This is a genomic window from Oceanomicrobium pacificus, from assembly GCF_009833495.1.
Taxonomy (GTDB): domain Bacteria; phylum Pseudomonadota; class Alphaproteobacteria; order Rhodobacterales; family Rhodobacteraceae; genus Oceanomicrobium; species Oceanomicrobium pacificus.
On record NZ_WUWG01000003.1, the window covers coordinates 466,806 to 489,276 of the forward strand.

Genomic DNA, 22,471 nt, shown 5'->3' on the forward strand with positions numbered 1-22,471 from the left:
GGCCTGCGTCCTAGCCCTTGAGCGCCCGCCAGCCGATATCGCGGCGGTAGAATCCGCCCGGCCAGTCGATTTTCTCCGCCGCTGTATAGGCCCGGTCGCGGGCCTCCTGCAGGGATGCGCCGCGGGCTGTCACGTTCAGGACCCGGCCCCCGTTCGACAGGACCGCATCGCCCGAAGCCTTCGTGCCGGCGTGGAAGATTTCCACGAACGGGTCATCATCGGCATGGTCGAGCCCGCCGATCTCCTCGCCCTTGGCATAGGCGCCTGGATAGCCCTTGGCCGCGATAACCACGGTCATCGCATGATCGTTGGCCCAGTTGAGCCGTGCCGTGTCGAGCGCGCCCTCGGCGCAGGCCAGGAGCACGTCGAGCATCTGCGCGCCGAGCCGCAGGCAGAGCACCTGACATTCCGGATCGCCGAAGCGGGCGTTATATTCCACCAACCGCGGTGCACCGTCCTTGATCATGAACCCCGCATAGAGAACACCCTGATAAGGCGTGCCGCGCTTCGCCATTTCCCGGATCGTCGGTTCGATCACCTCCGCCATGGCGCGGTTGATCACGGCCTGTGTCATCACCGGCGCGGGGCTGTAGGCCCCCATGCCGCCCGTGTTGGGTCCCTTGTCGCCGTCAAAGACGCGCTTGTGATCCTGCGCCGTGTCGAGCGGCAGTGCGCTGGTGCCGTCGGTCAGCACGAAGAAGCTCGCTTCCTCGCCCTCCATGAATTCCTCGATCACCAGTTCCGCGCCCGCGTCACCGAATGCCCCGCCGATCATGTCGTCGATGGCGGCATGGGCATCGGCCACGGTTTCGGCCACGACCACGCCCTTGCCGGCGGCAAGCCCATCAGCCTTGACGACGATCGGAGCGCCCTGCGCGCTGACATAGGCTTTCGCGGCGCCGGCATCGGTGAAGCGGGCATAAGCGGCGGTCGGGGCGCCGCAGGCGTCGCACACATCCTTGGTGAAGGCCTTGGAAGCTTCGAGTTGCGCCGCCGCGCCGGACGGGCCGAAGGTCCGGATGCCGGCCTCGCGCAGCACGTCCGAAACACCCGCGGCCAGCGGGGCTTCGGGCCCTATGATGACAAAGCCGATATTCTGGCTTTCGCAGAAGGCGACCACCTCGGCCCCGTCGCAAATGTCGAGCGCGGCGCATTCGGCGATGCCGGCCATGCCCGCATTTCCGGGTGCACAGATCAGACGGTCGCATTTGGGGTTCTGCTTCACGGCCCAGGCCAGCGCATGTTCGCGCCCGCCGCTGCCCAGAATGAGTATGTTCATGCCGCGTTCCTGCCTTGGCCTCTGTCTCCGGTCGTTCTAAGGTCGGGCCGAGTGAACTGCAAGCGAGCCCGCACCCCATGTCCGATCTCTTCGACGATCCCGAGCCGGGGTCCAACACGCCCGAGTTTACCGTCACGGAACTGTCGGGGCAGGTGAAGCGGACGATCGAGCAGGGCTATGGCCATGTGCGCGTGCGCGGCGAGGTGGGGCGCGTGTCGCGGCCGGCCTCGGGGCATCTCTATTTCGACCTGAAGGATGATCGCGCCGTGCTCGCCGCCGTCGCGTGGAAAGGCACGGCCAGCCGGTTGCGCACGCCGCCCGAAGCGGGGCTGGAGGTGGTCGCCACCGGCAAGCTGACGACGTTCGCCGGCCAGAGCCGCTACCAGATGGTGGTCGAGGATATCGCGCCCGCCGGCGCCGGTGCCCTGATGGCGATGCTGGAACGCCGCCGCAAGGCGCTGGAAGCCGAAGGGCTTTTCGATCGCGCACGCAAACAACCGCTGCCGTTCCTGCCGGATGTGATCGGCGTTGTGACATCGCCGAGTGGGGCGGTGATCCGGGACATCCTTCACCGTTTGCGCGACCGGTTCCCGCGCAAGGTGCTGATCTGGCCGGTGCCGGTGCAGGGCGAGGCCTGCGCGCCCGCCGTGGCCGCTGCAATCCGCGGGTTCAACGCGCTGCCAGAGGGCGGCGCGGTGCCGCGGCCGGATGTTATCATCGTGGCGCGCGGCGGCGGCTCGGTCGAGGACCTCTGGGGCTTCAACGAGGAAGAGGTCGTGCGCGCCGCTGCCGACAGCCGCATCCCGCTCATCTCTGCGGTGGGGCATGAAACCGACACGACGCTCATCGATTTCGCCGCCGACCAGCGCGCGCCGACGCCTACGGCCGCGGCCGAGATGGCAGTGCCTGTCCGGCTGGACCTGCTGTCGAGCCTGAGCGCGCTGGAGGACCGGCGCCTGCGGGCCATGTCCCGTGTGCTCGAAGGCCGCGGCCAGCGGCTGCGCGATCTGGCCCGCGCCCTGCCGCGCGGCGAGGCGCTTCTGGCGGCGCAGAGCCAGACGCTCGACGCGCTGGCCGGTCGGTTGCCGCGGGCATTGTCGGGCCTTGCGCAACGCCGGCGCCTGCAACTGACCGAACGCGGCGCGGGGCGGCTGCGCCCGGATCTTCTGGCCAATGACCTGAAACGCCGCGGGCAGGAGGTCCATCGCCTCGTGCGCCGGATGCCCGCAGCGCTTGCCCGGCCGATGCCGGAACGCGCCGCGCGGCTCGACCGGGCATCCGCCGCGCTCGACAGGGTGGTCGCGGAGCGGCAACGGCAGGGGCGCGAAGCGCTCGCCGGCCTCGACCGGATGCTTCGTACGCTCGGCTACGAGGCCACGCTCGCCCGCGGGTTCGCGGTCGTGCGCGCCGGCGACACGGTTGTCACGACGCAGGCGGCTGCGGCCAAAGAGGCGGTGCTGGAGATCGAGTTCCGCGACGGCCGACTGCCGGTCCGCTCGGACGGGGGCGGCGGTTCCGGGACCCCGCCGCCGAAGAAACCCTCTGGCGGTGCGGCCACCGACTCCAAACCGGCACTTTCAAAACCGACAGGCGGCGGTCAGGGCGAGCTGTTCTGAACGGTCAGACCCCGAGCCCCGGCAAGGGGCAGCTCATCATCTGGCTGTCCGTCGGGCCGACCATGTCCACGGTGATCCCGGCCTCGGACGGCAGGAGCGTCACTTCCACCCGGTCGGCGCTGCGTTCGACTGTCCAGCAGAACGGGTCGGGAATCTCGTCATATTCGAAACAGATAGCATCTCCGGCCGGATACCAGCGCCCGTACTGGCAGGCGCCGCCCGGTCCCTGCCAGAGCACCTGACGGCCCGGCAGATATTGCTCGCGCCCGAACGGCATGCCGTTCAACGTGAAATCGAACTTGTGGCCCTCCACCATCGCCTCGAAATCCGGCGCGGTGAGCGGTGCCGCGCAAAGCGCGGCCGGCAGCGGCGCGAGCGTCAGGGCAGTGGCGAGCAGCACGGGCAGGCGGTTCACAGGCGGATCTCCGTCAGTTCCGGGGCGAGGCAGAGCCTATCGGTGCAGAGCGTCAGATGACAAGGCAGGGGCAGGGCAGCCTTCGGCACGGTCCAGACGATCCGGCGCCGCCACCCGTCCGGGCCATCGGACCGATCCGAGCGCGCTGCAGCCACGCCCTGCGGTCCGGCTGGTGCCCCGTCCTGCAAATGCCAGCCGTCGCGCAGCAGCAGTTCAATATGAAGGTCCTCATTGCCAGGCGACAGGCGCAGTCGGGCATGGCCCTCGGCCAGATAGCGCAGAGGGCCAGCGTCGCCCTCGTTGAGTATGCGCGCGGCGCGCAACGCCGCCAGCCGCGCCACAGGCATCTCGGCCAGCGTGCCGGACAGGGCGCGGACCAGATCGGACGCGGCACTGTCGCGTGACGGGTCAGGCGCGCGGGTGGAGAGGTACGCAAGCAGGTCCAGAAGCGCGCTTTCGCCCGATGGCGTCGCGCCATCTTCCAGTTCCAGCACATCGCCAAGTGGCGAGCGTCCGCGGCTCAGCGCATAGCGCCCGCCCTCGGCCGCATGGTCGCGCAGCGCCTGTGCTGCGAAAGTTTCCGCCTGTGCGCGCCAGCGCGGGTCCAGCGTCGCGTCATAAAGCGCCAGCGCCGCACTTCCGGCCCATGCCAGATCGGTCAGGTCGGTCGGGCCGCGCACGACCCCATCGAAGGAGAGTTTGGCAATCTCCGGACCAGACGCCAGTTCAGAGAATAGGGCATCCGCAGCCGCGGCGGCCGCGTCGACCCAGTCGGGCCGGTTGCGCAGAAGCCCTGCCGTCGCCAACCCGCGGATTACGAGCCCGTTCCAGCCGAGGATCATCTTGTCATCGCGGAACGGGCGCGGCCGGGCGGCACGACAGGCAGCCAGCCTGTCGAGGACGGGATCGACCAGCGCCGGATCGGGCGGGGCGCCGGGCGGGTGGTGGATCACCGCGCCGCCGGGCAATGTCGGCGCCGCGTCGAGGCCCAGCAGTGACTGCACCGCACTGCCTGCACCAAGGCAGGCAGACAATTGTGCTTCCGACCAAGTGTAGAAGGCGCCTTCTTCAAGCTTTCCGTCCGGATCGAGCGAATCTGCATCCTCGGCCGCCGCAAACCCGCCCCTGTCGAGCGCCAGATCGCGCATGAGATAGTCAGCGAGCCGTGACAACGCCCGGTCCGCGCCCGCAATCGGCGGGTCCATCGTTGCGGCCTCGGTCAAACATAGCGCCATGAGGCCTTGATTATAGGCCATTTTCTCGAAATGCGGGGTGCGCCAGTTTTCATCGACCGTATAGCGGTGGAACCCGCCGCCAACATGGTCATGCAGACCGCCTGCGATCATGGCATCAAGGCTCTTGCGGAACATTTGCTCCGCCCGCGCGTCCGGCCCGCGGCGCAGATGGTCGGCGAGAAACAGCAAATGCCCTTCCTGCGGAAATTGCGGTCCACGCCCGAAGCCGCCATGTGCCGTGTTGAAGCCGGACGACAGCTGTTCCACAGCCAGCGCAGGCGCGCGATCAAGCGCTGTGGGCGGGGCCGTCCGGCGCGTCACCATTGCGATATGGTCTGTCAGGACACCGCCAAGCCGTTCGAACTCGGCCCGCCCGTCACCCCGCCAGCCCTGCGCAATCGCGGCGAGCACCTGCATGAAATGCGGCTTCGGGAAATAGGTGCCGGTGTGGAACGGCCGCCCGTCCGGCAGGAGCCAGCTGGAATTCGGCCAGCCCGCATGGCCTTGCTGGAGGCTCGTGGCGAGGATGAAATGCTGGTCGAGATCGGGCCGTTCCTCACGGTCGAGCTTGATCGCGACGAAATGACGGTTGAGCAGCTCCGCCACCTCCGGATCGTCGAAGCTCTCCTCCTCCATCACATGGCACCAGTGGCAGGTCGCGTAGCCCGTCGACAGGAAAATCGGGCAGTCGCGGCGGGCGGCCTCGGCCAGAGCGTCCGCACCCCAGGGATACCAGTCCACCGGATTGAACCCGTGCTGGCGCAGATAGGGCGAGGGGGCATCGACGAGCCGGTTGATGTAAGCCGGTTTGCCGTCCGACCAATGTGCCGTGCGCGGGGCCGGCTCGGCAGGCAGGGCGTCGGCGCGCGCCACCAGATCGGCCCAGAGCGCGGCGTCGCGCTCCCGGCCCGGCATATGTTGCTGCATGTCGCTCCCCTTGTCCTTGGTCCATCTTGTGGCGGGCAGCCTTGCGGTGCAAGCCGCGCAAAAGGCGTTCCGCCGGCAGGGGCTTTCCAATCGCCGCCGCCCGTATTAGGTCAACGGGGAGCAAAACAAGGAGCATCGGCGCCCATGTCCTTCTTCAAGAAGATGAAAGAACGGATGTTCAAATCCTCGTCCAAACTGGATGTGGGGCTGGACGCGATCATCGAGGAAGGTGCCGCGCCGGATACCGGTCCGGCCGAGGTGCAGACACCGGATACGGGACCGTCCGCGCCGGAGCCTGTGCTTTCCGAACCGCAGTCTGCCGACCCTGCGCCGGTGCCTGCCGATCCTGATTTTGATCCTGAACCTGAGCCGCAGCCGGAACCGGACGCCGACGCCAGCCCTGATCCAGAGCCCGCGCCTGTGGCGCCGCAACCTGCGCGCGCCGAACCGGCTCCAGCCGAAGAACAGGCACCGAAACAGGGCCTCATGGGCCGGTTGATGGGGCGCCCGGCGGTGCCGATGCGGGTGCTGGATGACGCGATGCTGGAAAGCCTTGAGGAATTGCTCATCCAGTCCGACATGGGCGTGGAGACCTCACTCAAGGTGGCGGCAAACCTTGCCGAGGGGCGGTTCGGGCGCAAGATGAGCGCCGCGGACATCAAGGCGCTGCTGGCCAGCGAGGTGGCCGGCATCCTGACACCGGTCGCCAAGCCGATGCCGCTCTATGCCAAGCGCCCGCAGGTGGTGCTTGTCGTGGGCGTGAACGGCTCGGGAAAGACCACGACGATCGGCAAGCTTGCCTCGCAGTTCAAGGCAGCGGGCAAATCGGTGGTGATTGCGGCGGGCGACACGTTCCGCGCCGCCGCCGTGGAGCAGCTTCAGGTCTGGGGCGAACGCGCGGGCGTGCCGGTGATGACCGCACCCGAAGGGTCCGACCCGGCGAGTCTGGCCTTTGATGCGATGACGCGCGCCGAGGCCGACGGCGCGGATCTTCTGATGATCGACACGGCCGGGCGGCTGCAAAACCGCGCCGATTTGATGGAAGAGCTGGCAAAAATCGTCCGTGTGATCCGCAAGAAGGACCCGGACGCGCCGCACAACACGTTGCTTGTGCTCGACGCCACAACGGGTCAGAACGCGCTCAGCCAGGTGGAGATCTTCCGCAAAATCGCCGATGTGTCCGGCCTTGTGATGACCAAGCTCGACGGGACCGCCAAGGGTGGCGTGCTGGTTGCGCTGGCCGACAAGTTCGGCCTGCCCATCCATGCCATCGGCGTGGGCGAGAGCATCGAGGACCTGCAGCCCTTCGATCCCGAGGAATTCTCGCGCGCCCTGACCGGGGCCGAGGCGTGACGCACGGCCGGGCGGGCGCCATCCTTCCGGCAACCGGCAGAAAAGTTTTTTTGCGTGGATTCCGGCGGATCTGCCGCCACAAAATGGCCCTTTGCGACATGCGCGCAGGGGCGGGCTTGATCTGCGATGACTGACGCTGCGATCTATGCCACCGGAACACGCGCCTCATGCTGACCGATTGGGTTCTGGCGATCGAGGGCACGCCCCGTGCCGCGACGGTGGCGAGCATGCTCGCGCTCCTCTCGGCCGTGGCCCATGCGGTTTTCGGGGCGCTGCAGAAGGGGCGGCACGATCCGTGGCTGACACGCGGCGCGATCGACATCTGCTATTTCGCGCTGGCCCTGCCCGTGGCGCTTTTCCTTGTGCCGCGCCCGGATGCGACGCTCTGGCTTCTGCTCGGCGGGGCCTTCCTGATCCACACGGCCTACAAGATCCTGATGGCGGCTGCCTATGCACGTGCGCCCTACACGGTGGTCTATCCGATCGTGCGCGGCACCGGTCCGCTGGTGACGGTGATGGCCGCCGGCGTGATTTTCGGGGAGAGCTATGCAGCTGGCCAGTGGCTCGGCGTGCTCATGCTGTCGGTCGGCATCCTGTCGCTCTCCGCCTTCAACCTGAGCCGCGTGTCGGTTGATCGCGGGCGGCTCTGGTCGGCCATGTTCATAGCGTTTGCCTGCGGGATCACGGTGGCCGCCTACACGACCTATGATGCGATCGGGATGCGCGCGGCGCCCGATCCGTTCACCTTCCTTGTCTGGTTCTTCGTCATCGACGGTCTCTTCATGCCGATGCTGGCTGTCTGGAAATGGCGGCGCCTCGATGCGCGCCCGACGCTCGCGCCGCTGATGCTGCGCGGGGTGATCGGCGCGCTTATCGCCTATGTGAGCTTCGGCGCCGTGATGCTGGCGACCCGCCTCGACAAGGTGGGGGAGGCCGCGGTCCTGCGCGAAACCTCGGTCGTGTTCGCGGCGCTGATCGGCTGGGCGTTTCTGGGCGAGACCGTCGGTGTCCGGCGGACGCTGATGATGGGCGTCATTGCGCTCGGCGCGGTTTTGGTGGAAATAGCGGGCTGAGCAGGAGGACCGCATGGCCGAGAAGAAACTGAACCCGATTCTGAAACTGGTGCTGGAACTGGGGCCGATCATCCTCTTTTTCGTAGCCTACCGCTGGGCCCCCGTGCCCGAAGGCGCGGTGGCCGAGGATGCGGAACTGGCCAAGATCCTTTTCGCAACCGCGCTTTTCATCCCCACGATTCTGGCTGCGCTCGCCGCGAGCTGGATCCTGAGCCGTCACCTGCCGCGCATGGCCGTCATCACCGCTATCCTTGTGGTCGTTTTCGGCGGCCTGACGCTCTGGCTGCGGGACGGCACCTTCATCAAGATGAAGCCGACGGTCCTTTACCTCGCCTTTGCCGGCATCCTCGGCTACGGGCTTCTGCGCGGTCAGTCCTACCTGCGCTACCTGATGGAAGAGATGCTGCCGATGCAGGAAGAGGGCTGGATGATCTTCACCCGCCGCTTCGTCTGGTTCTTCCTTGCCCTTGCGGTCGCCAACGAACTGGCCTGGCGGGTCGGCGGCACGGACGTCTGGGTGAATTTCAAGACTTTCGGCCTGCCGCTCGCCAATTTCGTCTTCATTCTGGCGCAGATGAGCCTGTTCCAGAAGTTTGCGCCGGAAGAGAGTCCGTCGTCGGACTGACCCAGCCGGCCTCGGCCAGTGCGGGCAGGATTCGGGCGTCGAGGACAGACCGTGTGATCGGTCCCGGATGGCGCATCAGGATCTTGCCCGACCCATCAATGACGAAGGTTTCCGGCACGCCGTAAATGCCCCAGTTGATCCCGTTGCGCCCTGCATCGGCACCGGTCTTGGTGTAGGGGTTGCCAAGCTCCTCAAGGAACGCCACCGCATTCTGCGGCTGGTCCTTGTAATTCACCCCGATGATCGGCAGGCCCATGTCGGCCAGTTCTTCCAGCATCGGATGTTCCGCACGGCACGGGCCGCACCAGCTGGCCCAGAAATTGACGAGCTTCGCACCCGGCGCGGTGATGTCCGCATCCGTCGGAGGGACGAGCCCGGGCGCAATCTCTGTCAGGTTCAGCGCCGGCGCCTGCCGGCCCGCAAGCGCGCTCGGCAATTCATCGGGATTGTCCCGGTTGAGGCTGACAATGAACGCGCCCGTCAGGGCTATGAAGATCAGCGGCGGCAGCAGAAGGAGCCAGTTGAACCGGCGCTTCGGGGCAGGGGTGTCAGACATCGGTGCGCGGGGCCTCCAGCTTGTCGAGCGCCCGTTGCGCGGCGCGGGCGCGGATGATGCTGGCGGCCACGAGCCCCAGCACCAACGCGAGCGTCACCCCGTAGGCCGACAGGACGGTCGCGGCATATTTTCCGAGTTCCGGCAGCATCAGCGGGCCTCCCGCAACATCAGGGCGCGCACCCGGCGCAGACGGATTTCGGTGCGGGTGCGCAAGAGCACCAGCGCCACGAACAGCAGCACGAACCCGGTGATCGACAGGACCAGCGGGTAGAAGAAAACATCGGCCACATTGTCCTCCTGCTTGATCGACAGCGACGCGCCCTGATGCAGCCCCTGGTTCCAGAAGAGCACCGCATAGCGCGACAGGAGCGCGAAGACCGAGCCGACGAGGCAGAGCACGGAGGTCAGGTCAGCTGCCTTGTCCGGATCCTCCACCGCCTGCCAGAGCGCGATATAGCCCAGATAGAAGATGAACAGGATCAGGAAGCTGGTCAGACGCGGGTCCCATTCCCACCATGTACCCCACATGGGCTGGCCCCAGATCGCGCCGGTCATCAGGGCGGCCACGGTCATCACGGCGCCCACAGGAGCGGCAGCGCGGGCGGCGAGGGCCGACACATGGTGCCGCCGGATCAGCCAGATGAGCGATGCGACCAGCATCATCAGCCATGCGTTGATGGCGATGAAGGCGGTCGGCACATGGATGAAGAGGATCTTCACCGTCGATCCCTGCTGGTAATCGTCGGGCGTGAAGAAGAAACCCCAGACCAGCGCAATGCCGATCGACAGGCCCGCGGCCCAGGACAGGCCGGGCAGGATTCGGCCCGACAGGGCCATGAAGCGGCGCGGATTGGCCAGTTCCCAGATGCTCATGCGCTAGTCCTAATCACGGGTCGACCGGCTGTCCATGCCATGGCGTTCACTTCCGGTCATGAGAGCTGCAGACGCAATGTCGCAGCCGCCGCGAAGGGCAGGATCGCGATGCTGGCAAGGGTGATGGCGGTCAGGAAGGTCAGGGCTGCGAGCGGGTCTCCGCCGGTTGCGGCTGCGCTGACCGTCGCCGCGCCGAAGATGAGCGTCGGCACATAGAGCGGCAGCACGAGAAGCGACAGCAACAGCCCGCCGCGCCGGATGCCGAGCGTCAGCGCCGCGCCCATGGCCCCGATGAAGCTGAGCGCCGGCGTGCCGAGCGCGAGGCTCGCCACCAGCCAGGGCTGTGCGGCATCCGGCAGGTGCAGTGTCGCGCCCAGAACCGGCGCGGCGATCAGGAGCGGCAGCCCCGTCGTCAGCCAGTGGGCGATCGCCTTGATCGCGACCAGCGCCTCCAGCGGCAGGCGCGACATCATCAGGATATCCAGCGTGCCGTCCTCGAAATCGGCCTGAAACAGCCGGTCGAGCGACAGGAGGCAGGCCAGCAGCGCGCCAATCCAGAGCATGCCGGGCGCTATGGCGCTCAGCACAGTGCCAGACGGACCGACGCCGAACGGCACCAGAAGGACGAGGATCAGGAAGAAGGCGAGGCCCAGCCCCGCGCCGCCGCCGGAGCGGATCGCAAGCCGCAATTCGCGGCCGAGGAGCGCGCGGGCGCCGGTCATGTCCAGTCCCCGCCGAACGGGTCGCGGTCGGCGTTCGCGGCCGTGTCCGGTGCGGCACCCGGAGCGGTGGCGGGTCTGATCTGCACATCGCGCGCGGCCTTGATGCCAAGGTCGATATGGGTTGCGATCACCGCCATGCGCCCCGCGTCGAGATGGGCCTGCACGATGCGGGCAAAAAGGGCGACCGCATCGCGGTCGAGCGCGACGGTCGGCTCGTCGAGGAGCCAGAGCGGCCGGTCCGAGAGGCTGAGGCGGGCAAGCCCCAGCCGCCGCTTCTGCCCCGCCGAACAGGCAAAGGCCGGCCGGTCGGCCAAAGGTGCCAGGTGCCACAGGTCGAGCGCATCGGCGAGCCGGGCGTCGGCCTGAGGCCCGTCCGCGTCGATCCGCGCCCAGAACCGCAGGTTTTCCGCCACGCTCATCTGCGGTTTGATCGCGTCGAGATGGCCGGCATAGCTCGTCTGCTCCTGCACCGCATCGTGGTCCGCGCCAAGCGATGCGCCGTTGAGCGTGACGGTCCCGTCCGTGACGGGGATCAGACCGGCCAGCATCCGCAGGCAGGTCGATTTGCCCGCGCCGTTCGGACCGCGCAGCACGGTGAGTTCGCCCGCCGCCACCTCAAAGGACAGGCCGGAGAAAATCATGCGGCCGCCACGCAGGCAGCCAAGGTCCGAGACAAGCAGGCTCATGGCCCATGCTTACGGTATTCGCTGCCCGCACGAAAGCCGCCAAATCCTTGATCGGCAGGGGTGAATTGCCGCAATCACAGTTGTGTATGCTATTGTATACCGTCCTTGACCGCGCTACGAAGCAGGTGTATACCGTCGCACACAAATTCTGGCGCTCCCCTTGTTCAGCGGTCGATTCTGCTGCATACGGTCGCCAATCCCATTCAGCCAGACGGAGGCAACATGACCATCACTGTTGGAACCGACACGGCCAAGACCCGCCGCGACCTTACGGTCGGCGGGTCCACGGTCGCCTATTACTCGATCCCCGCGGCCGAAGCGGCCGGGCTCGGCGATTTCTCGCGCCTGCCCGCAGCGCTCAAGGTCGTTCTTGAAAACATGCTGCGGTTCGAGGATGGCAAGACCGTCACCGTCGACGACATCAAGGCCTTTGCCGACTGGGCGAAACAGGGCGGCAAGAACCCGCGTGAAATCGCCTATCGTCCGGCCCGCGTGCTGATGCAGGATTTCACCGGCGTGCCCGCCGTGGTCGATCTGGCCGCCATGCGCGACGGGATCGTGGCGCTCGGCGGCGATCCGGAGAAGATCAACCCGCTCAACCCGGTCGATCTGGTGATCGACCATTCGGTGATGATCGACGAGTTTGGTAACCCGCGCGCCTTCCAGATGAATGTGGACCGTGAATATGAGCGCAACATCGAGCGCTACACGTTCCTCAAATGGGGCCAGAACGCGTTCAACAATTTCCGCGTGGTCCCGCCGGGTACCGGCATCTGCCACCAGGTGAACCTCGAATATCTGGCTCAGACCGTCTGGACCGATACGGACCAGAACGGCACCGAGGTCGCCTATCCCGACACGCTTGTCGGCACGGACAGCCACACCACCATGGTCAACGGTGCGGCAGTGCTGGGCTGGGGCGTCGGCGGCATCGAGGCCGAGGCCGCGATGCTCGGCCAGCCGATCTCCATGCTGATCCCCGAAGTGGTCGGCTTCGAACTGACCGGCGCGATGGTCGAAGGCACCACCGGCACCGATCTGGTGCTCAAGGTGGTCGAGATGCTGCGCGAGAAAGGCGTTGTCGGCAAGTTCGTCGAGTTCTTCGGCGCCGGGCTCGACAATCTGCCGCTCGCGGATCGCGCGACGATCGCCAACATGGCGCCGGAATATGGTGCGACCTGCGGCTTCTTCCCGATCGACGACGAAACCCTGCGCTACCTGCGCAATACCGGCCGTGACGAGGCACGCATCGCCCTTGTCGAGGCCTATGCGAAGGAAAACGGGTTCTGGCGCGACGCGGATTATGCGCCGGTCTATACCGACACGCTGCGGCTCGACATGGGCACCATCGTGCCGGCCATTTCCGGCCCGAAACGCCCGCAGGACTATATTGCGCTCGACAGCGCCGGCACGGCTTTCGGCGACTATGTCAAAGGCGTGCGCGCCGGCGTGGATGCGTCCAAGAAGGCGGAAGTGCGCTGGGAAGGCGAGGGCGGCGCGCCCGAGCCGCAGGACATCCCCGGCGACGAAGGCCACCACAAGCGCGGCTACGTGAAAACCGAGGACGGCCACTACCAGCTGCATGACGGTTCGATCGTGATCGCGTCGATCACCTCCTGCACCAACACGTCGAACCCCTATGTGATGATCGGGGCCGGTCTGGTGGCGCGCAAGGCGCGTGAACTCGGCCTGAACCGGAAGCCTTGGGTGAAAACCTCGCTCGCACCGGGCAGCCAGGTCGTTTCCGCCTATCTGGAGGCCGCTGGCCTGCAGGACGATCTCGACGCGATCGGCTTCAACCTTGTCGGCTATGGCTGCACCACCTGTATCGGCAACTCCGGCCCGCTGGAGGAGGAAATCTCCAAGGCGATCAACGATTACGACCTGATCGCCACCTCGGTCCTGTCGGGCAACCGCAACTTCGAAGGCCGGATCAGTCCCGACGTGCGCGCCAACTATCTGGCTTCGCCGCCGCTCGTGGTCGCCTATGCGCTGGTCGGTGACATGAATGTCGATCTGGCCAAGGAGCCGATCGGTCAGGACAAGAACGGCAATGATGTCTACCTGAAAGACATCTGGCCGACTTCCAAAGAGGTCGCCGATCTGGTCGAGGCGACCGTGACCCGCGAAGCGTTCCAGGAAAAATATGCGGACGTGTTCAAGGGTGACGAGAAATGGCAGGCGGTGGAGACGACCGACAGCCTGACCTATGACTGGCCGGCCAGCTCGACCTACGTGCAGAACCCGCCCTATTTCCAGGGCATGACGATGGAAACCGGTACGATTTCCGACGTGAAGGACGCCAAGGTTCTGGCGCTCTTGGGCGACATGGTCACGACCGACCATATTTCGCCTGCCGGGTCCTTCAAGGACACCACGCCGGCCGGCCAGTATCTGGTCGACCGTCAGGTGCCTGTGCGCGAGTTCAACTCCTACGGCTCGCGCCGCGGCAACCATGAAGTGATGATGCGCGGCACCTTCGCGAACATCCGCATCCGCAACGAGATGCTCGACGGGGTCGAGGGCGGCTACACCAAGGGGCCGGACGGCGCGCAGACGTCGATCTTCGACGCGGCCATGGCCTACAAGGAAGCGGGCACGCCGCTCGTCGTCGTGGCGGGCGAACAGTATGGTGCGGGCTCCTCGCGTGACTGGGCGGCCAAGGGCACGGCGCTTCTGGGCGTCAAGGCCGTGATCGCGGAAAGCTTCGAGCGTATCCACCGTTCGAACCTGGTCGGCATGGGCGTCATCCCGTTCGAGTTCACCGGCGGCGATACCCGCAAAACGCTGAAACTGACCGGAGAGGAAACTTTCTCCATCAGTGGGTTGGAGGGTGACCTTAAACCGCTGTCCGATGTGCCGTGCACCATCACCTATGCCGATGGCGCGACCAAGGAGATCACGCTCAAGTGCCGGATCGATACGGCCGTCGAGATCGAATATATCGAGAATGGCGGGGTGCTGCATTATGTGCTGCGCAACCTTGCCCGGGCGTCCTGATCCGTCAGAAAGACTTTAGAGAGACTGAAGCGCCCGCGGTTCCGCCGCGGGCGTTTTGCATTTGAGGGGATAGCGCCGCGCCGCTAGGCTGGCGGGATGAAACATCTCGATGTGCCGCCGCTCTGGCTTCTGTTCCATCTGCTGGCGCTCTGGCTGCTGGTGCGGGCAGGGCTGTCCGCGGATGTCACCTGGGGGCGGGGGCCGGGGCTCTTCCTGTGTGCGGCGGGTCTTGGCCTGATCCTCTGGTCGGGCTGGCATTTCCGGCGCGGGCGCACGACCATCCATCCGCACGGTCGGCCGGCGGCGCTTCTGAGCGACGGCCCGTTCCGCATCAACCGGAACCCGATCTATACCGGTATGGTGCTGATCCTGACGGGCGCGGGGCTTTATGCCGCCGTGTGGCTCACGCCTGTGGTTGTCGCGTCCTTTGTCTGGCTCGTCACCGCGCGTTTCATCCGGCCCGAGGAAGCGGCGCTGCGCGCAGCCTTCCCGGACACGGCTGATGCCTATTTTGCCCGTATCCGGCGCTGGTAGCGGCACCACATCACGGGAAAAAGCCGCCGGATCACCGAGGGTTGACTGGTCTGTAATACAGGCTTCGACTATGCAGGACGGGTCAAGATCAAAGGCCTATCCCATGCGTTTTCCCACTGTTCTTCTCGCTGTCGCGCTCCTGCTCCCCACACAGATTGTCGCCCAGTCCCGGCAGGTTCCGGTGGTGGTCGAGATGTTCACGAGCCAGGGCTGCTCCTCCTGCCCGCCGGCAGATTCTCTGGTGCGTGACCTGTCGACCCGGTCGGACGTGCTGCCGCTGTCGCTGCATGTCGACTATTGGGACTATCTGGGCTGGAAGGACGTGTTCGGCAGTTCCGACAATACGCAGCGCCAGCGCGCCTATATCGCGTCGATCGGCGGGCGGACCATCTATACACCGCAGGCCGTCGTGCAGGGGCAGGCGGGGATCGTCGGCAGCCACGGGCGCGACCTCGAGACGCTCATTACAAAGTTCCGTGACGGTGGCACCAAAGCACAGATCGGTGCGCGCCGGGCAGGTGACACGGTGGAGATCACGATTGCACCGATGCAGGCCAACCTGCCGCGCTCGGAAGTTCATTTTGTGCAATATGAGCCGCGCGCTCAGGTCAACATCCTGCGCGGGGAGAATGCAGGCCGCACGCTCACCTATGCCAATGTGGTGCGCAACTGGTCGACCCTGCGCGATTGGGACGGGCGCAGCGCGGTGAGCTTCAAGGCCGGATATGGCAAGAACCTGCCCGTCGCGATCATCGTACAGGCGCGCGGCAACGGACCGATCCTCGGCGCGGCGACGCTCAGGTAGCTTTCTTCAGTTTTCCAAGCGACCAGCGGTCGTAGTTCCACAGCCACTGGCCGGGATGGGCGCGGACCATCTCGCCGAGACGCGCGTTGAATTCGAGCGTCATCGCCTCGGCGGAGGCGGGCGCTATCGGCGTTTCGAAAATCACACGGAAACCCTGCTGGTCGGGCAGGCGCAGCGCGAACACCGGCACCATGGGCACCTCGTAGCGAAGCGCCATTTCCGCAGCGGCGGTCGATGTGAGCGCGGGATGGCCCATGAAGTCGAGCTTGTCCGCTTTCGGCACTTTCTGGTCGATGGCGAGCATGATCCGCCCACCGCCCTTCAGGTGCTTCATCAGCCCGCGCGTGCCGCGCGCGCCGCGCGGAAAGATCGGCGCGCCATTGCGCTCGGCCACGCGCGCCACATCGGCCGACAGGTAGGGGTTCACATGGTCGCGGTAGAGCCCGCCCACCTCCAGCCCGATGGATTTCAGGTAGATGCGCGGCACTTCGAACTGGCCGAAATGGCCGGTGACGAGCACCGCACCGCGCCCCTCTGCCGCCGCATCGCGGATCACCTGCAGGCCTGGCCCCTCGACGGAGGCGCTGGTTGACGCTTCGGTGAGCGCCCCGTCGATGAAAAGCTCCAGCGCGCTCACCCCGACATTCGTCGCCACATCATGGATGATGGCCGCCCGTTCCGCGGCGGGCTGGCCCGGCCAGATCAGGTCGAGATTGCGCAGCATCAGCGCCATGTCGCGATGGGTGTTGAAGATGAAGCGGCGGCTGACCCATCCGGCGAGACGGCTCCGCTGCGGCTCCGGCAGGCGGCGCAGCATGCCGACGATCCCGCGCTGCACGAGATTTCGCAGGTAGTGGCTGCGGTCGCTGCGGTTCCGGCTCGCCATATCAGACCTGTGCGCCGTGCGCCGCCGCTTCGGCTTGCACGCGCTTGTGCAGCTTCCAGCGCTGGTGCAGCCAGTACCATTGGCCGGGATGGGTGCGCACCATCGCATCCAGCGAGTCGTTGACCGCCTGCGTCATGGCATCGACATCCGTGTGCGGAATGGGCGCTTCCATGACCACGGTCAGCTTGACCGGATCGTCCGCATCCCGCACGCCATAGGCTGGCACCAGCGGCAGCCCGTAGCGCAGCGCCAAATCGGCGGCGAGCGTTCCGGTCTGCGCGGGCAGGCCCATGAAGCGGAAGACGGGCGCGGTCTTGATGCTCTGGTCGACGAGAAGGGCTGCGACCCCGCCGCCGCGCAGGTGGCGCACCATGTCCCGCGTGCCCGCCCGGTCGCGGGCAAAGACCGGCTTGCCGAATGTCTCGATCGCATCGAGGAAATAGGGGTCGTAATATTCGTTATTGTTGGGCCGGTAGAAGCCCGCGCAGTTGATCCCGCGTTTCAGGAGCACGGACCGCACCGCCTCCCACTGGCCGAAATGCCCGCCCACGAGCACGGCGCCGCGCCCCTCGGCCTGCGCGTCGAGCACCGCGGCCAGCCCCGGCCCCTCGATTTCGAACCCGTCGGTCCGGTCGAGCAGGTCCTGGCCGTGGAAAATCTCGGCATAGGTGCGGCCGGTATTGCCCGCAACCTCCCGCAGGATGGCGCGTTTCTCGCCCGCGTCCCGGTCGGGCCAGACCATATCGAGATTGCGCGAGATCCGGCGCCGGAAGGCGGGCACGGTCAGGATGATCGCCTTCGATATCGCGCCGCCGAACCGGCTGCGCAGCCGGAAGGGCAGGAGGCCGGACAGGAAGATCAGGAACCGGATCCCGAGCGTGATCAGATAGTCACCGAAACTGTGTCGTCTGGTTGAAGCCATGGTCCTGTCACGCCAGCCGCGGGAGCGCACCCGCCCGCTGTCGATGCCACGAAAAGCGGCCACCCGCAACCGGCGCCGGTCAGGGGCGGGTGAAGCGCAGGAGCCGGTTCCGGGCCGGCATGACATGGCGTTCGGCAGGCGAGAGGCCCGCATCCCGTGCCAGCTCATCCAGCCAGTCAATGTCGCGCAGGCCCCAGTCGGGATTGTCGGCGCGCAGCCCGGCGTCGAAGGCGCGATTGCCGTCCCCGTCAAACCTGCCGGCTTCGGTGAACGGCCCGTAGACAAGGAGCATCCCCCCCGGCGACAGGAGTGCACCGGCCTGCGAGAAGATTGCCTTGGCCACCGCGGGCGGCGCGATATGGAGGACGTTGCTGCAGAAGATGGCGGTCAGGGGCGGCGGGTGGCCGGCCGCTGACAGGGGTGCCGCCCAGTCCGCGGAAAGGGCATCGAGCGTGAGCGCGGGCGGCTGGTCGATGCCGGTATGCCGCGCCCAGGCGTCGGCCGAACGACGATGGTCGGGATGCGGGTCGCTCGCGATCCAGGTGAGGCCGGGCATGGCGGCTGCCAGTGCCGCGCGATGCTCGCCTGTGCCGCTGCCCACTTCCAGCACCGGGCCTGAGCGGTCGGACAAAAAAGCCCGAACCGCGTCGCGGATCGGGCCGATGTTGCGCGCGGCGGCCGGGCTTTCCAGCCGTCCATCCGCATGGGTCGGGACCTGACCCGGCCGGTAGCGCGCCGTGTGGCGCGGCCCCGGGCCGGACGGACCCTTGCCGGTCAATTTTTCAGCGGGTTGATCATCATGACCATCTGGCGGCCTTCCATCTTGGGAATGGCCTCCACCTTGCCATGCTCCTCCACGTCGGCGGCAACGCGTTCCAGAAGCTTCCGGCCGAGGTCCAGATGCGCCATTTCGCGGCCACGGAAACGCAGGGTGACCTTCACCTTGTCGCCATTGCCGAGGAACTTGTACACGTTGCGCATCTTGACATCATAGTCATGCGTATCGGTGTTGGGGCGGAACTTGACCTCTTTGACGTCGATCGTCTTCTGGTTTTTCCGCGCTTCGGACTCTTTCTTCTGCTGTTCGTATTTGAACTTGCCGAAGTCCATGATCTTGCAGACAGGCGGGGTCGCGTTGGGCGAGATCTCGACCAGATCGAGGCCGGCATCGGCGGCCAGGTCCATGGCCCGGCTCGGGGTGACGATCCCGTGATTTTCCCCTTCGGCGCCGATCAGGCGGATTTCCTGGGCGCGGATCTTGTCATTGACGCGGGGACCGGTGTCCCGGGTCGGCGGCGCATTGTGCGGTCTACGAGCTATGGCTTTCGAGTCCTTCTATCGTTCTCAATGTGTTTTCGCCCGCAAATCGGGTGATTGCAGGCTCTTTTCTAGTGGATTGTTCTGCGGCGTTCGTCAATAGATATGCGCGCGCAGGCGGCAATCAACAGGCAGGAACATGATCTTGGAAAGCTGGGGCATGTTCGGCCCTGTCACTCTGGCCTGTCTGGGGGCTTCGCTGCTGGCCGGGCTGGCCTATGGGGTGCGCTGGCGCGCGGCGGATGAAGGCCCGCTCCGGTCGGCCCTGAAGACGGGCAGCATTGTGGCGCTCGGTCTGGCGGCGATTGCGGCCGGCCTGCCGATCTGGTCGGTCGCGGCGCTCTTTCTCTGTGCATTGGGCGACTATTGTCTGTCGCGGAGCGGTGAGCGTTGGTTTCTCGCCGGGCTCGCGGCCTTCCTGTCGGGGCATCTTGTCTATCTGGGCGGGTTCCTCTGGGCCGGCGCGCCGGTGGCGCCGCCGGTCTGGGCTATCGCCGCTGTTCTTGCCGTAGCGGCCCTGATCCTGCTGCGCCTCTGGCCGGGCCTCGGGACCATGCGCGGGCCGGTCAGCCTGTATGTGGCGGTGATCGCCGGGATGGCGCTGGCGGCGCTCGGGCAGCGCGAGGCGGCGCCTGCACTGGTGGCGGGCGCGCTTGTTTTCATGGCATCCGACACCATTCTTGCCTTCGACATGTTCCGTCCCTCGGCAGACGCCCGGATCCGGTCGCTGGCCTCGGCCGCCGTCTGGGCCACCTATCTGCTGGCGCAATTCCTGCTGTTTCAGGGTATGGTGCAACTCGGGGCCTGATCCGGCCGCGTTTCCGGGGGGCTGGGTGGAACCTGCCGCGCGGGCCCCGCGTTGATCGGAAATTGAAGGGTGGCCCCAAAGGGCCGCAGGTAAAGGAGTTTCCCATGCGCACCATCCTGATCGTGATCGGCATCATCCTGATTGCCGGGCTTGGCTATTATTTCATGGCCGGTCCAGCGACCGAGCCGGAACTGGAGGCCGTCGCGCCCGTGACCGAGACGCCGGCCGGCGATAGCGAGACGCAGGACGCGGTCGAGGCGGCCCGCGAGGCTGTGAGCGACGCGGTGGAGAAATCGACCGATGCGGCCGAAGCGGTGCTCGACGATGTGAAGACACAGGCAAGCGAGAATGCCGAAGCGCTGGCAGACGCGGCGGATGAAGCGTCGGCTGCGGCAGCCGAAGCGGTCGAGAATGCGGTCGAGGCGGCGCGCGACAGCGTGAATGCTGCGGTCGAGGATGCATCGGGTGCGGTGGCCGAAGGCGCGGAGGCGCTCGGTGCGGCCGCAGACAGCCTGCGCCAGAGCGTGGAGACGACGACCGAGCAGGCGGGCGAAACGCTGGGCGAGATCGGATCGGTGGATTGCGACGATGCGGCCAATGCCGAGGACCCGGCCTGCAAGCCGGCGGAGTAGGGTTCCAGACCGGCGCGCGCGGCGGCGGGCTCAGGACGGATGACGGCCCGTGTCGGGCACGGAGCGGTTCTTCTGTGCCTCCGGCACTGGTAAACCCGGGCGGGTGGCACATAGCGCCAGCGTTCGGCTGATGAGGGCTGAGAAAGAAAAGGGGCCGGCGATCCGCTATGGATCCCGGCCCCATCTCTTTGGCTGGCGGTGCCGTCAGCCCGTCTTGCGGGCCAGATCGGGCGCCAGCGCTTCGGCCGCGAGGTCTGTTGCGACCGTGTCGAGCGGCAGGACCTTCGAGCCCTTGTCGCCGAGGCGCCGCATCGACACCGTGCCCTCCTCGACCTCCTTCAGGCCCACCGCGAGGATCACCGGCACCTTGCCGACCGAATGTTCGCGCACCTTGTAGTTGATCTTCTCGTTGCGCAGGTCTGCCTCGGCCCGGATGCCCCTGGCCTTCAACGCCGCGACGACGTTTTCGGCATAGTCGTTCGCGTCCGAGACAATGGAGGCGACCACGACCTGCCGCGGCGCGAGCCAGAAGGGCAGCTTGCCGGCATGATCCTCGATCATGATGCCGATGAACCGCTCGAAGGAGCCGACGATCGCGCGGTGCAGCATCACCGGCCGGTGCTTGTGGCCATCCTCGCCGATATAGCTCGCATCGAGCCGTTCCGGCAGGACGAAATCGACCTGCAGGGTGCCACATTGCCAGTCGCGGCCGATCGCGTCGGTCAGCACGAATTCCAGCTTCGGCCCGTAGAAGGCGCCTTCGCCGGGGTTCAACTCGTAAGTGGCGCCGGCGGCCTCGGTCGCGGATTTGAGCGCGGCCTCGGCCTTGTCCCAGGTCTCATCCTCGCCTGCGCGGACCTCCGGCCGGTCTGCGAATTTCACCTTGAAGCCGGTGAAGCCGAGATCGGCATAGACCGAGGAGAGAAGGTCGATGAAATCCTTGGTCTCGCTCTCGATCTGGGCCTCGGTGCAGAAGATATGGGCGTCGTCCTGCACGAAGCCGCGCACCCGCATGATGCCATGCAGCGCGCCCGAGGGCTCGTAGCGGGCGCAGGAGCCGAATTCGGCCATCCGCAGCGGCAGGTCGCGATAGGATTTCATGCCGGTATTGTAGACCTGCACGTGGCAGGGGCAGTTCATCGGTTTGAGCGCGTTCACCCGCTTTTCCTGCGCATGTTCCTCGTCCACCTCGACGATGAACATATGCTCCTGATACTTGTCCCAATGGCCCGAGGCTTCCCAGAGCTTGCGGTCGACGACCTGGGGCGTGTTCACCTCGACATAGCCGGCGGCATCCTGCCGGCGCTGGATATAGGCGCGCAGCTCGCGGTAGATCATCCAGCCGTTTGGGTGCCAGAAGACCATGCCGGGCGCTTCTTCCTGCATGTGGAACAGGTCCATCTCGCGGCCCAGTCGGCGATGGTCGCGTTTCTGGGCTTCTTCAAGGAAGGTGAGATAGGCTTTCAGTTCCTGCCGCGAGCGGAAGCCGACGCCGTAGATGCGTTGGAGCATCGGGCGGGAACTGTCGCCGCGCCAGTAGGCGCCCGCGACGGACATGAGCTTGAACGCATCGGCGGGGATCTGACCGGTATGGGCCAGATGCGGACCGCGGCAGAGATCCTGCCAGTCGCCGTGCCAATACATGCGCAGATCCTCGTCGCCGGGGATCGCCTCGATCAACTCGACCTTGTAGGGCTCGTTGTTGTCCTCATAGAAGCGGATCGCCTTGTCGCGCGGCCAGACCTCGGTGCGGACCGGATCGCGCAGGTTGATGATTTCACGCATGCGCTTCTCGATCCGCTCCAGATCGTCGGGCGTGAACGGCTCTTCGCGGTCGAAATCATAGTACCAGCCATTGTCGATGACCGGGCCGATCGTGACCTTCACGTCGGGCCAGATCTCCTGCACGGCGCGGGCCATGACATGGGCGCAGTCGTGGCGGATCAGTTCCAGCGCTTGCGCCTCGTCCTTGATCGTATGGATCGCGAAATCGGCGTCGCGGTCAAGCGGGCGCGACAGGTCGGTCAACTCACCGTCGACGGAGACGGCGATCGCGGCCTTGCTCAGCGATTTGGAAATGTCGGCAGCCACCTCGGCGCCCGTGGTGCCGGCGGGATAGTCGCGCTTGGCGCCATCGGGAAGGGTAAGGGAAATCGTCTCTGCCATGGTGGCATCTCCTTGAAGTTTGGCGCCTACGGAACGCCCGG

22 protein-coding genes are annotated in these 22,471 nt (G+C 66.3%); 9 read left to right on the forward strand and 13 right to left on the reverse strand.

The features are described 5' to 3' along the window. Positions 1-10 precede the first annotated feature (10 nt). Positions 11-1,279, reverse strand: a complete 1,269-nt coding sequence (gene purD / locus GSH16_RS08775) for a phosphoribosylamine--glycine ligase (protein WP_160854108.1) — start codon at positions 1,277-1,279, stop codon at positions 11-13. A 77-nt stretch (positions 1,280-1,356) separates the two neighbouring features. Between purD and xseA the strand changes: the two genes are divergently transcribed. Then, entirely contained in the window at positions 1,357-2,895 is a 1,539-nt protein-coding gene (gene xseA, locus GSH16_RS08780) for an exodeoxyribonuclease VII large subunit (protein ID WP_160854110.1), read from the forward strand. Positions 2,896-2,899: 4 nt separating this feature from the next. Here the strand turns inward: xseA and GSH16_RS08785 are convergent, their stop codons facing one another. Both GSH16_RS08785 and GSH16_RS08790 read right to left on the reverse strand, forming a co-directional pair. Next, entirely contained in the window at positions 2,900-3,310 is a 411-nt protein-coding gene (locus GSH16_RS08785; protein WP_160854112.1) for a hypothetical protein, read from the reverse strand. Then, positions 3,307-5,472, reverse strand: a complete 2,166-nt coding sequence (locus tag GSH16_RS08790) for a thioredoxin domain-containing protein (protein WP_160854114.1) — start codon at positions 5,470-5,472, stop codon at positions 3,307-3,309. Before GSH16_RS08790 ends, GSH16_RS08785 begins: the two co-directional genes overlap by 4 nt. A gap of 144 nt (positions 5,473-5,616) precedes the next feature. Here GSH16_RS08790 and ftsY point away from each other — a divergent pair, with 144 nt between their 5' ends. The 3 genes from ftsY to GSH16_RS08805 all read left to right on the forward strand — a co-directional run bounded on the left by ftsY (position 5,617) and on the right by GSH16_RS08805 (position 8,523). After that, a complete protein-coding gene (gene ftsY / locus GSH16_RS08795; RefSeq protein WP_160854116.1) occupies positions 5,617-6,825 on the forward strand; it encodes a signal recognition particle-docking protein FtsY in 1,209 nt (402 codons plus the stop codon). Between the two features lie 170 nt (positions 6,826-6,995). Continuing rightward, positions 6,996-7,898, forward strand: coding sequence for a DMT family transporter (locus GSH16_RS08800; protein ID WP_160855164.1), 903 nt, complete (start codon positions 6,996-6,998; stop codon positions 7,896-7,898). Between the two features lie 13 nt (positions 7,899-7,911). Continuing rightward, positions 7,912-8,523 carry a septation protein A gene (locus GSH16_RS08805; RefSeq protein ID WP_160854118.1) on the forward strand — a complete coding sequence of 204 codons (612 nt, stop codon included), beginning with the start codon at positions 7,912-7,914 and terminating at the stop codon, positions 8,521-8,523. On the opposite strand, the gene GSH16_RS08810 is transcribed toward GSH16_RS08805, so the two are convergent. From GSH16_RS08810 to ccmA, 5 genes are read right to left on the reverse strand one after another with little or no spacing between them, the layout of a single operon-like run. Beyond that, entirely contained in the window at positions 8,459-9,079 is a 621-nt protein-coding gene (locus GSH16_RS08810) for a DsbE family thiol:disulfide interchange protein (RefSeq protein ID WP_160854120.1), read from the reverse strand. The genes GSH16_RS08805 and GSH16_RS08810 overlap by 65 nt on opposite strands. After that, positions 9,072-9,227 (reverse strand): heme exporter protein CcmD, encoded by a 156-nt coding sequence (ccmD, locus tag GSH16_RS08815; protein ID WP_205524048.1) that lies wholly within the window; start codon positions 9,225-9,227, stop codon positions 9,072-9,074. Before ccmD ends, GSH16_RS08810 begins: the two co-directional genes overlap by 8 nt. Continuing rightward, positions 9,227-9,952: a heme ABC transporter permease gene (locus GSH16_RS08820; RefSeq protein ID WP_160854122.1), complete on the reverse strand. Its 726-nt coding sequence runs from the start codon at positions 9,950-9,952 to the stop codon at positions 9,227-9,229. Before GSH16_RS08820 ends, ccmD begins: the two co-directional genes overlap by 1 nt. A 56-nt stretch (positions 9,953-10,008) precedes the next feature. Further along, positions 10,009-10,674: a heme exporter protein CcmB gene (gene ccmB / locus GSH16_RS08825; RefSeq protein WP_160854124.1), complete on the reverse strand. Its 666-nt coding sequence runs from the start codon at positions 10,672-10,674 to the stop codon at positions 10,009-10,011. After that, positions 10,671-11,360 (reverse strand): heme ABC exporter ATP-binding protein CcmA, encoded by a 690-nt coding sequence (gene ccmA / locus GSH16_RS08830; RefSeq protein WP_160854126.1) that lies wholly within the window; start codon positions 11,358-11,360, stop codon positions 10,671-10,673. The genes ccmB and ccmA overlap by 4 nt, the downstream gene beginning before the upstream one ends. 222 nt (positions 11,361-11,582) lie before the next feature. On the opposite strand from ccmA, the gene acnA reads away from it, so the two are divergent. The 3 genes from acnA to GSH16_RS08845 all read left to right on the forward strand — a co-directional run bounded on the left by acnA (position 11,583) and on the right by GSH16_RS08845 (position 15,699). Further along, positions 11,583-14,360: an aconitate hydratase AcnA gene (gene acnA / locus GSH16_RS08835; protein WP_160854128.1), complete on the forward strand. Its 2,778-nt coding sequence runs from the start codon at positions 11,583-11,585 to the stop codon at positions 14,358-14,360. A 96-nt stretch (positions 14,361-14,456) separates the two neighbouring features. Further along, complete coding sequence (locus GSH16_RS08840) at positions 14,457-14,894, forward strand: methyltransferase family protein (RefSeq protein ID WP_160854130.1); 438 nt, start codon at positions 14,457-14,459, stop codon at positions 14,892-14,894. A 103-nt stretch (positions 14,895-14,997) separates the two neighbouring features. Beyond that, positions 14,998-15,699, forward strand: coding sequence for a DUF1223 domain-containing protein (locus GSH16_RS08845; RefSeq protein WP_160854132.1), 702 nt, complete (start codon positions 14,998-15,000; stop codon positions 15,697-15,699). Here the strand turns inward: GSH16_RS08845 and GSH16_RS08850 are convergent. The 4 genes from GSH16_RS08850 to infC all read right to left on the reverse strand — a co-directional run bounded on the left by GSH16_RS08850 (position 15,692) and on the right by infC (position 18,827). Next, positions 15,692-16,585, reverse strand: coding sequence for a lysophospholipid acyltransferase family protein (locus GSH16_RS08850; RefSeq protein ID WP_160854134.1), 894 nt, complete (start codon positions 16,583-16,585; stop codon positions 15,692-15,694). The two genes, GSH16_RS08845 and GSH16_RS08850, sit on opposite strands and share 8 nt — an antisense overlap. 1 nt (position 16,586) lies before the next feature. Then, on the reverse strand, positions 16,587-17,507 hold the full coding sequence (locus GSH16_RS08855; RefSeq protein ID WP_160854136.1) for a lysophospholipid acyltransferase family protein: 921 nt from the start codon (positions 17,505-17,507) through the stop codon (positions 16,587-16,589). Positions 17,508-17,586: 79 nt separating this feature from the next. Continuing rightward, entirely contained in the window at positions 17,587-18,285 is a 699-nt protein-coding gene (locus GSH16_RS08860) for a DUF938 domain-containing protein (protein ID WP_160854138.1), read from the reverse strand. Continuing rightward, positions 18,282-18,827, reverse strand: coding sequence for a translation initiation factor IF-3 (infC, locus tag GSH16_RS08865; protein ID WP_160855168.1), 546 nt, complete (start codon positions 18,825-18,827; stop codon positions 18,282-18,284). The genes GSH16_RS08860 and infC overlap by 4 nt, the downstream gene beginning before the upstream one ends. Before the next feature lie 136 nt (positions 18,828-18,963). Between infC and GSH16_RS08870 the strand changes: the two genes are divergently transcribed. Both GSH16_RS08870 and GSH16_RS08875 read left to right on the forward strand, forming a co-directional pair. Further along, positions 18,964-19,632: a lysoplasmalogenase gene (locus GSH16_RS08870; RefSeq protein WP_160854140.1), complete on the forward strand. Its 669-nt coding sequence runs from the start codon at positions 18,964-18,966 to the stop codon at positions 19,630-19,632. 104 nt (positions 19,633-19,736) lie between these two features. Then, the gene (locus GSH16_RS08875) at positions 19,737-20,264 is read left to right on the forward strand and encodes a hypothetical protein (RefSeq protein ID WP_160854142.1); all 528 of its coding nucleotides are present in this window, start codon (positions 19,737-19,739) and stop codon (positions 20,262-20,264) included. Positions 20,265-20,468: 204 nt separating this feature from the next. Here GSH16_RS08875 and thrS read toward each other — a convergent pair whose 3' ends face one another. Continuing rightward, positions 20,469-22,430 (reverse strand): threonine--tRNA ligase, encoded by a 1,962-nt coding sequence (thrS, locus tag GSH16_RS08880; protein ID WP_160854144.1) that lies wholly within the window; start codon positions 22,428-22,430, stop codon positions 20,469-20,471. Positions 22,431-22,471 lie beyond the last annotated feature (41 nt).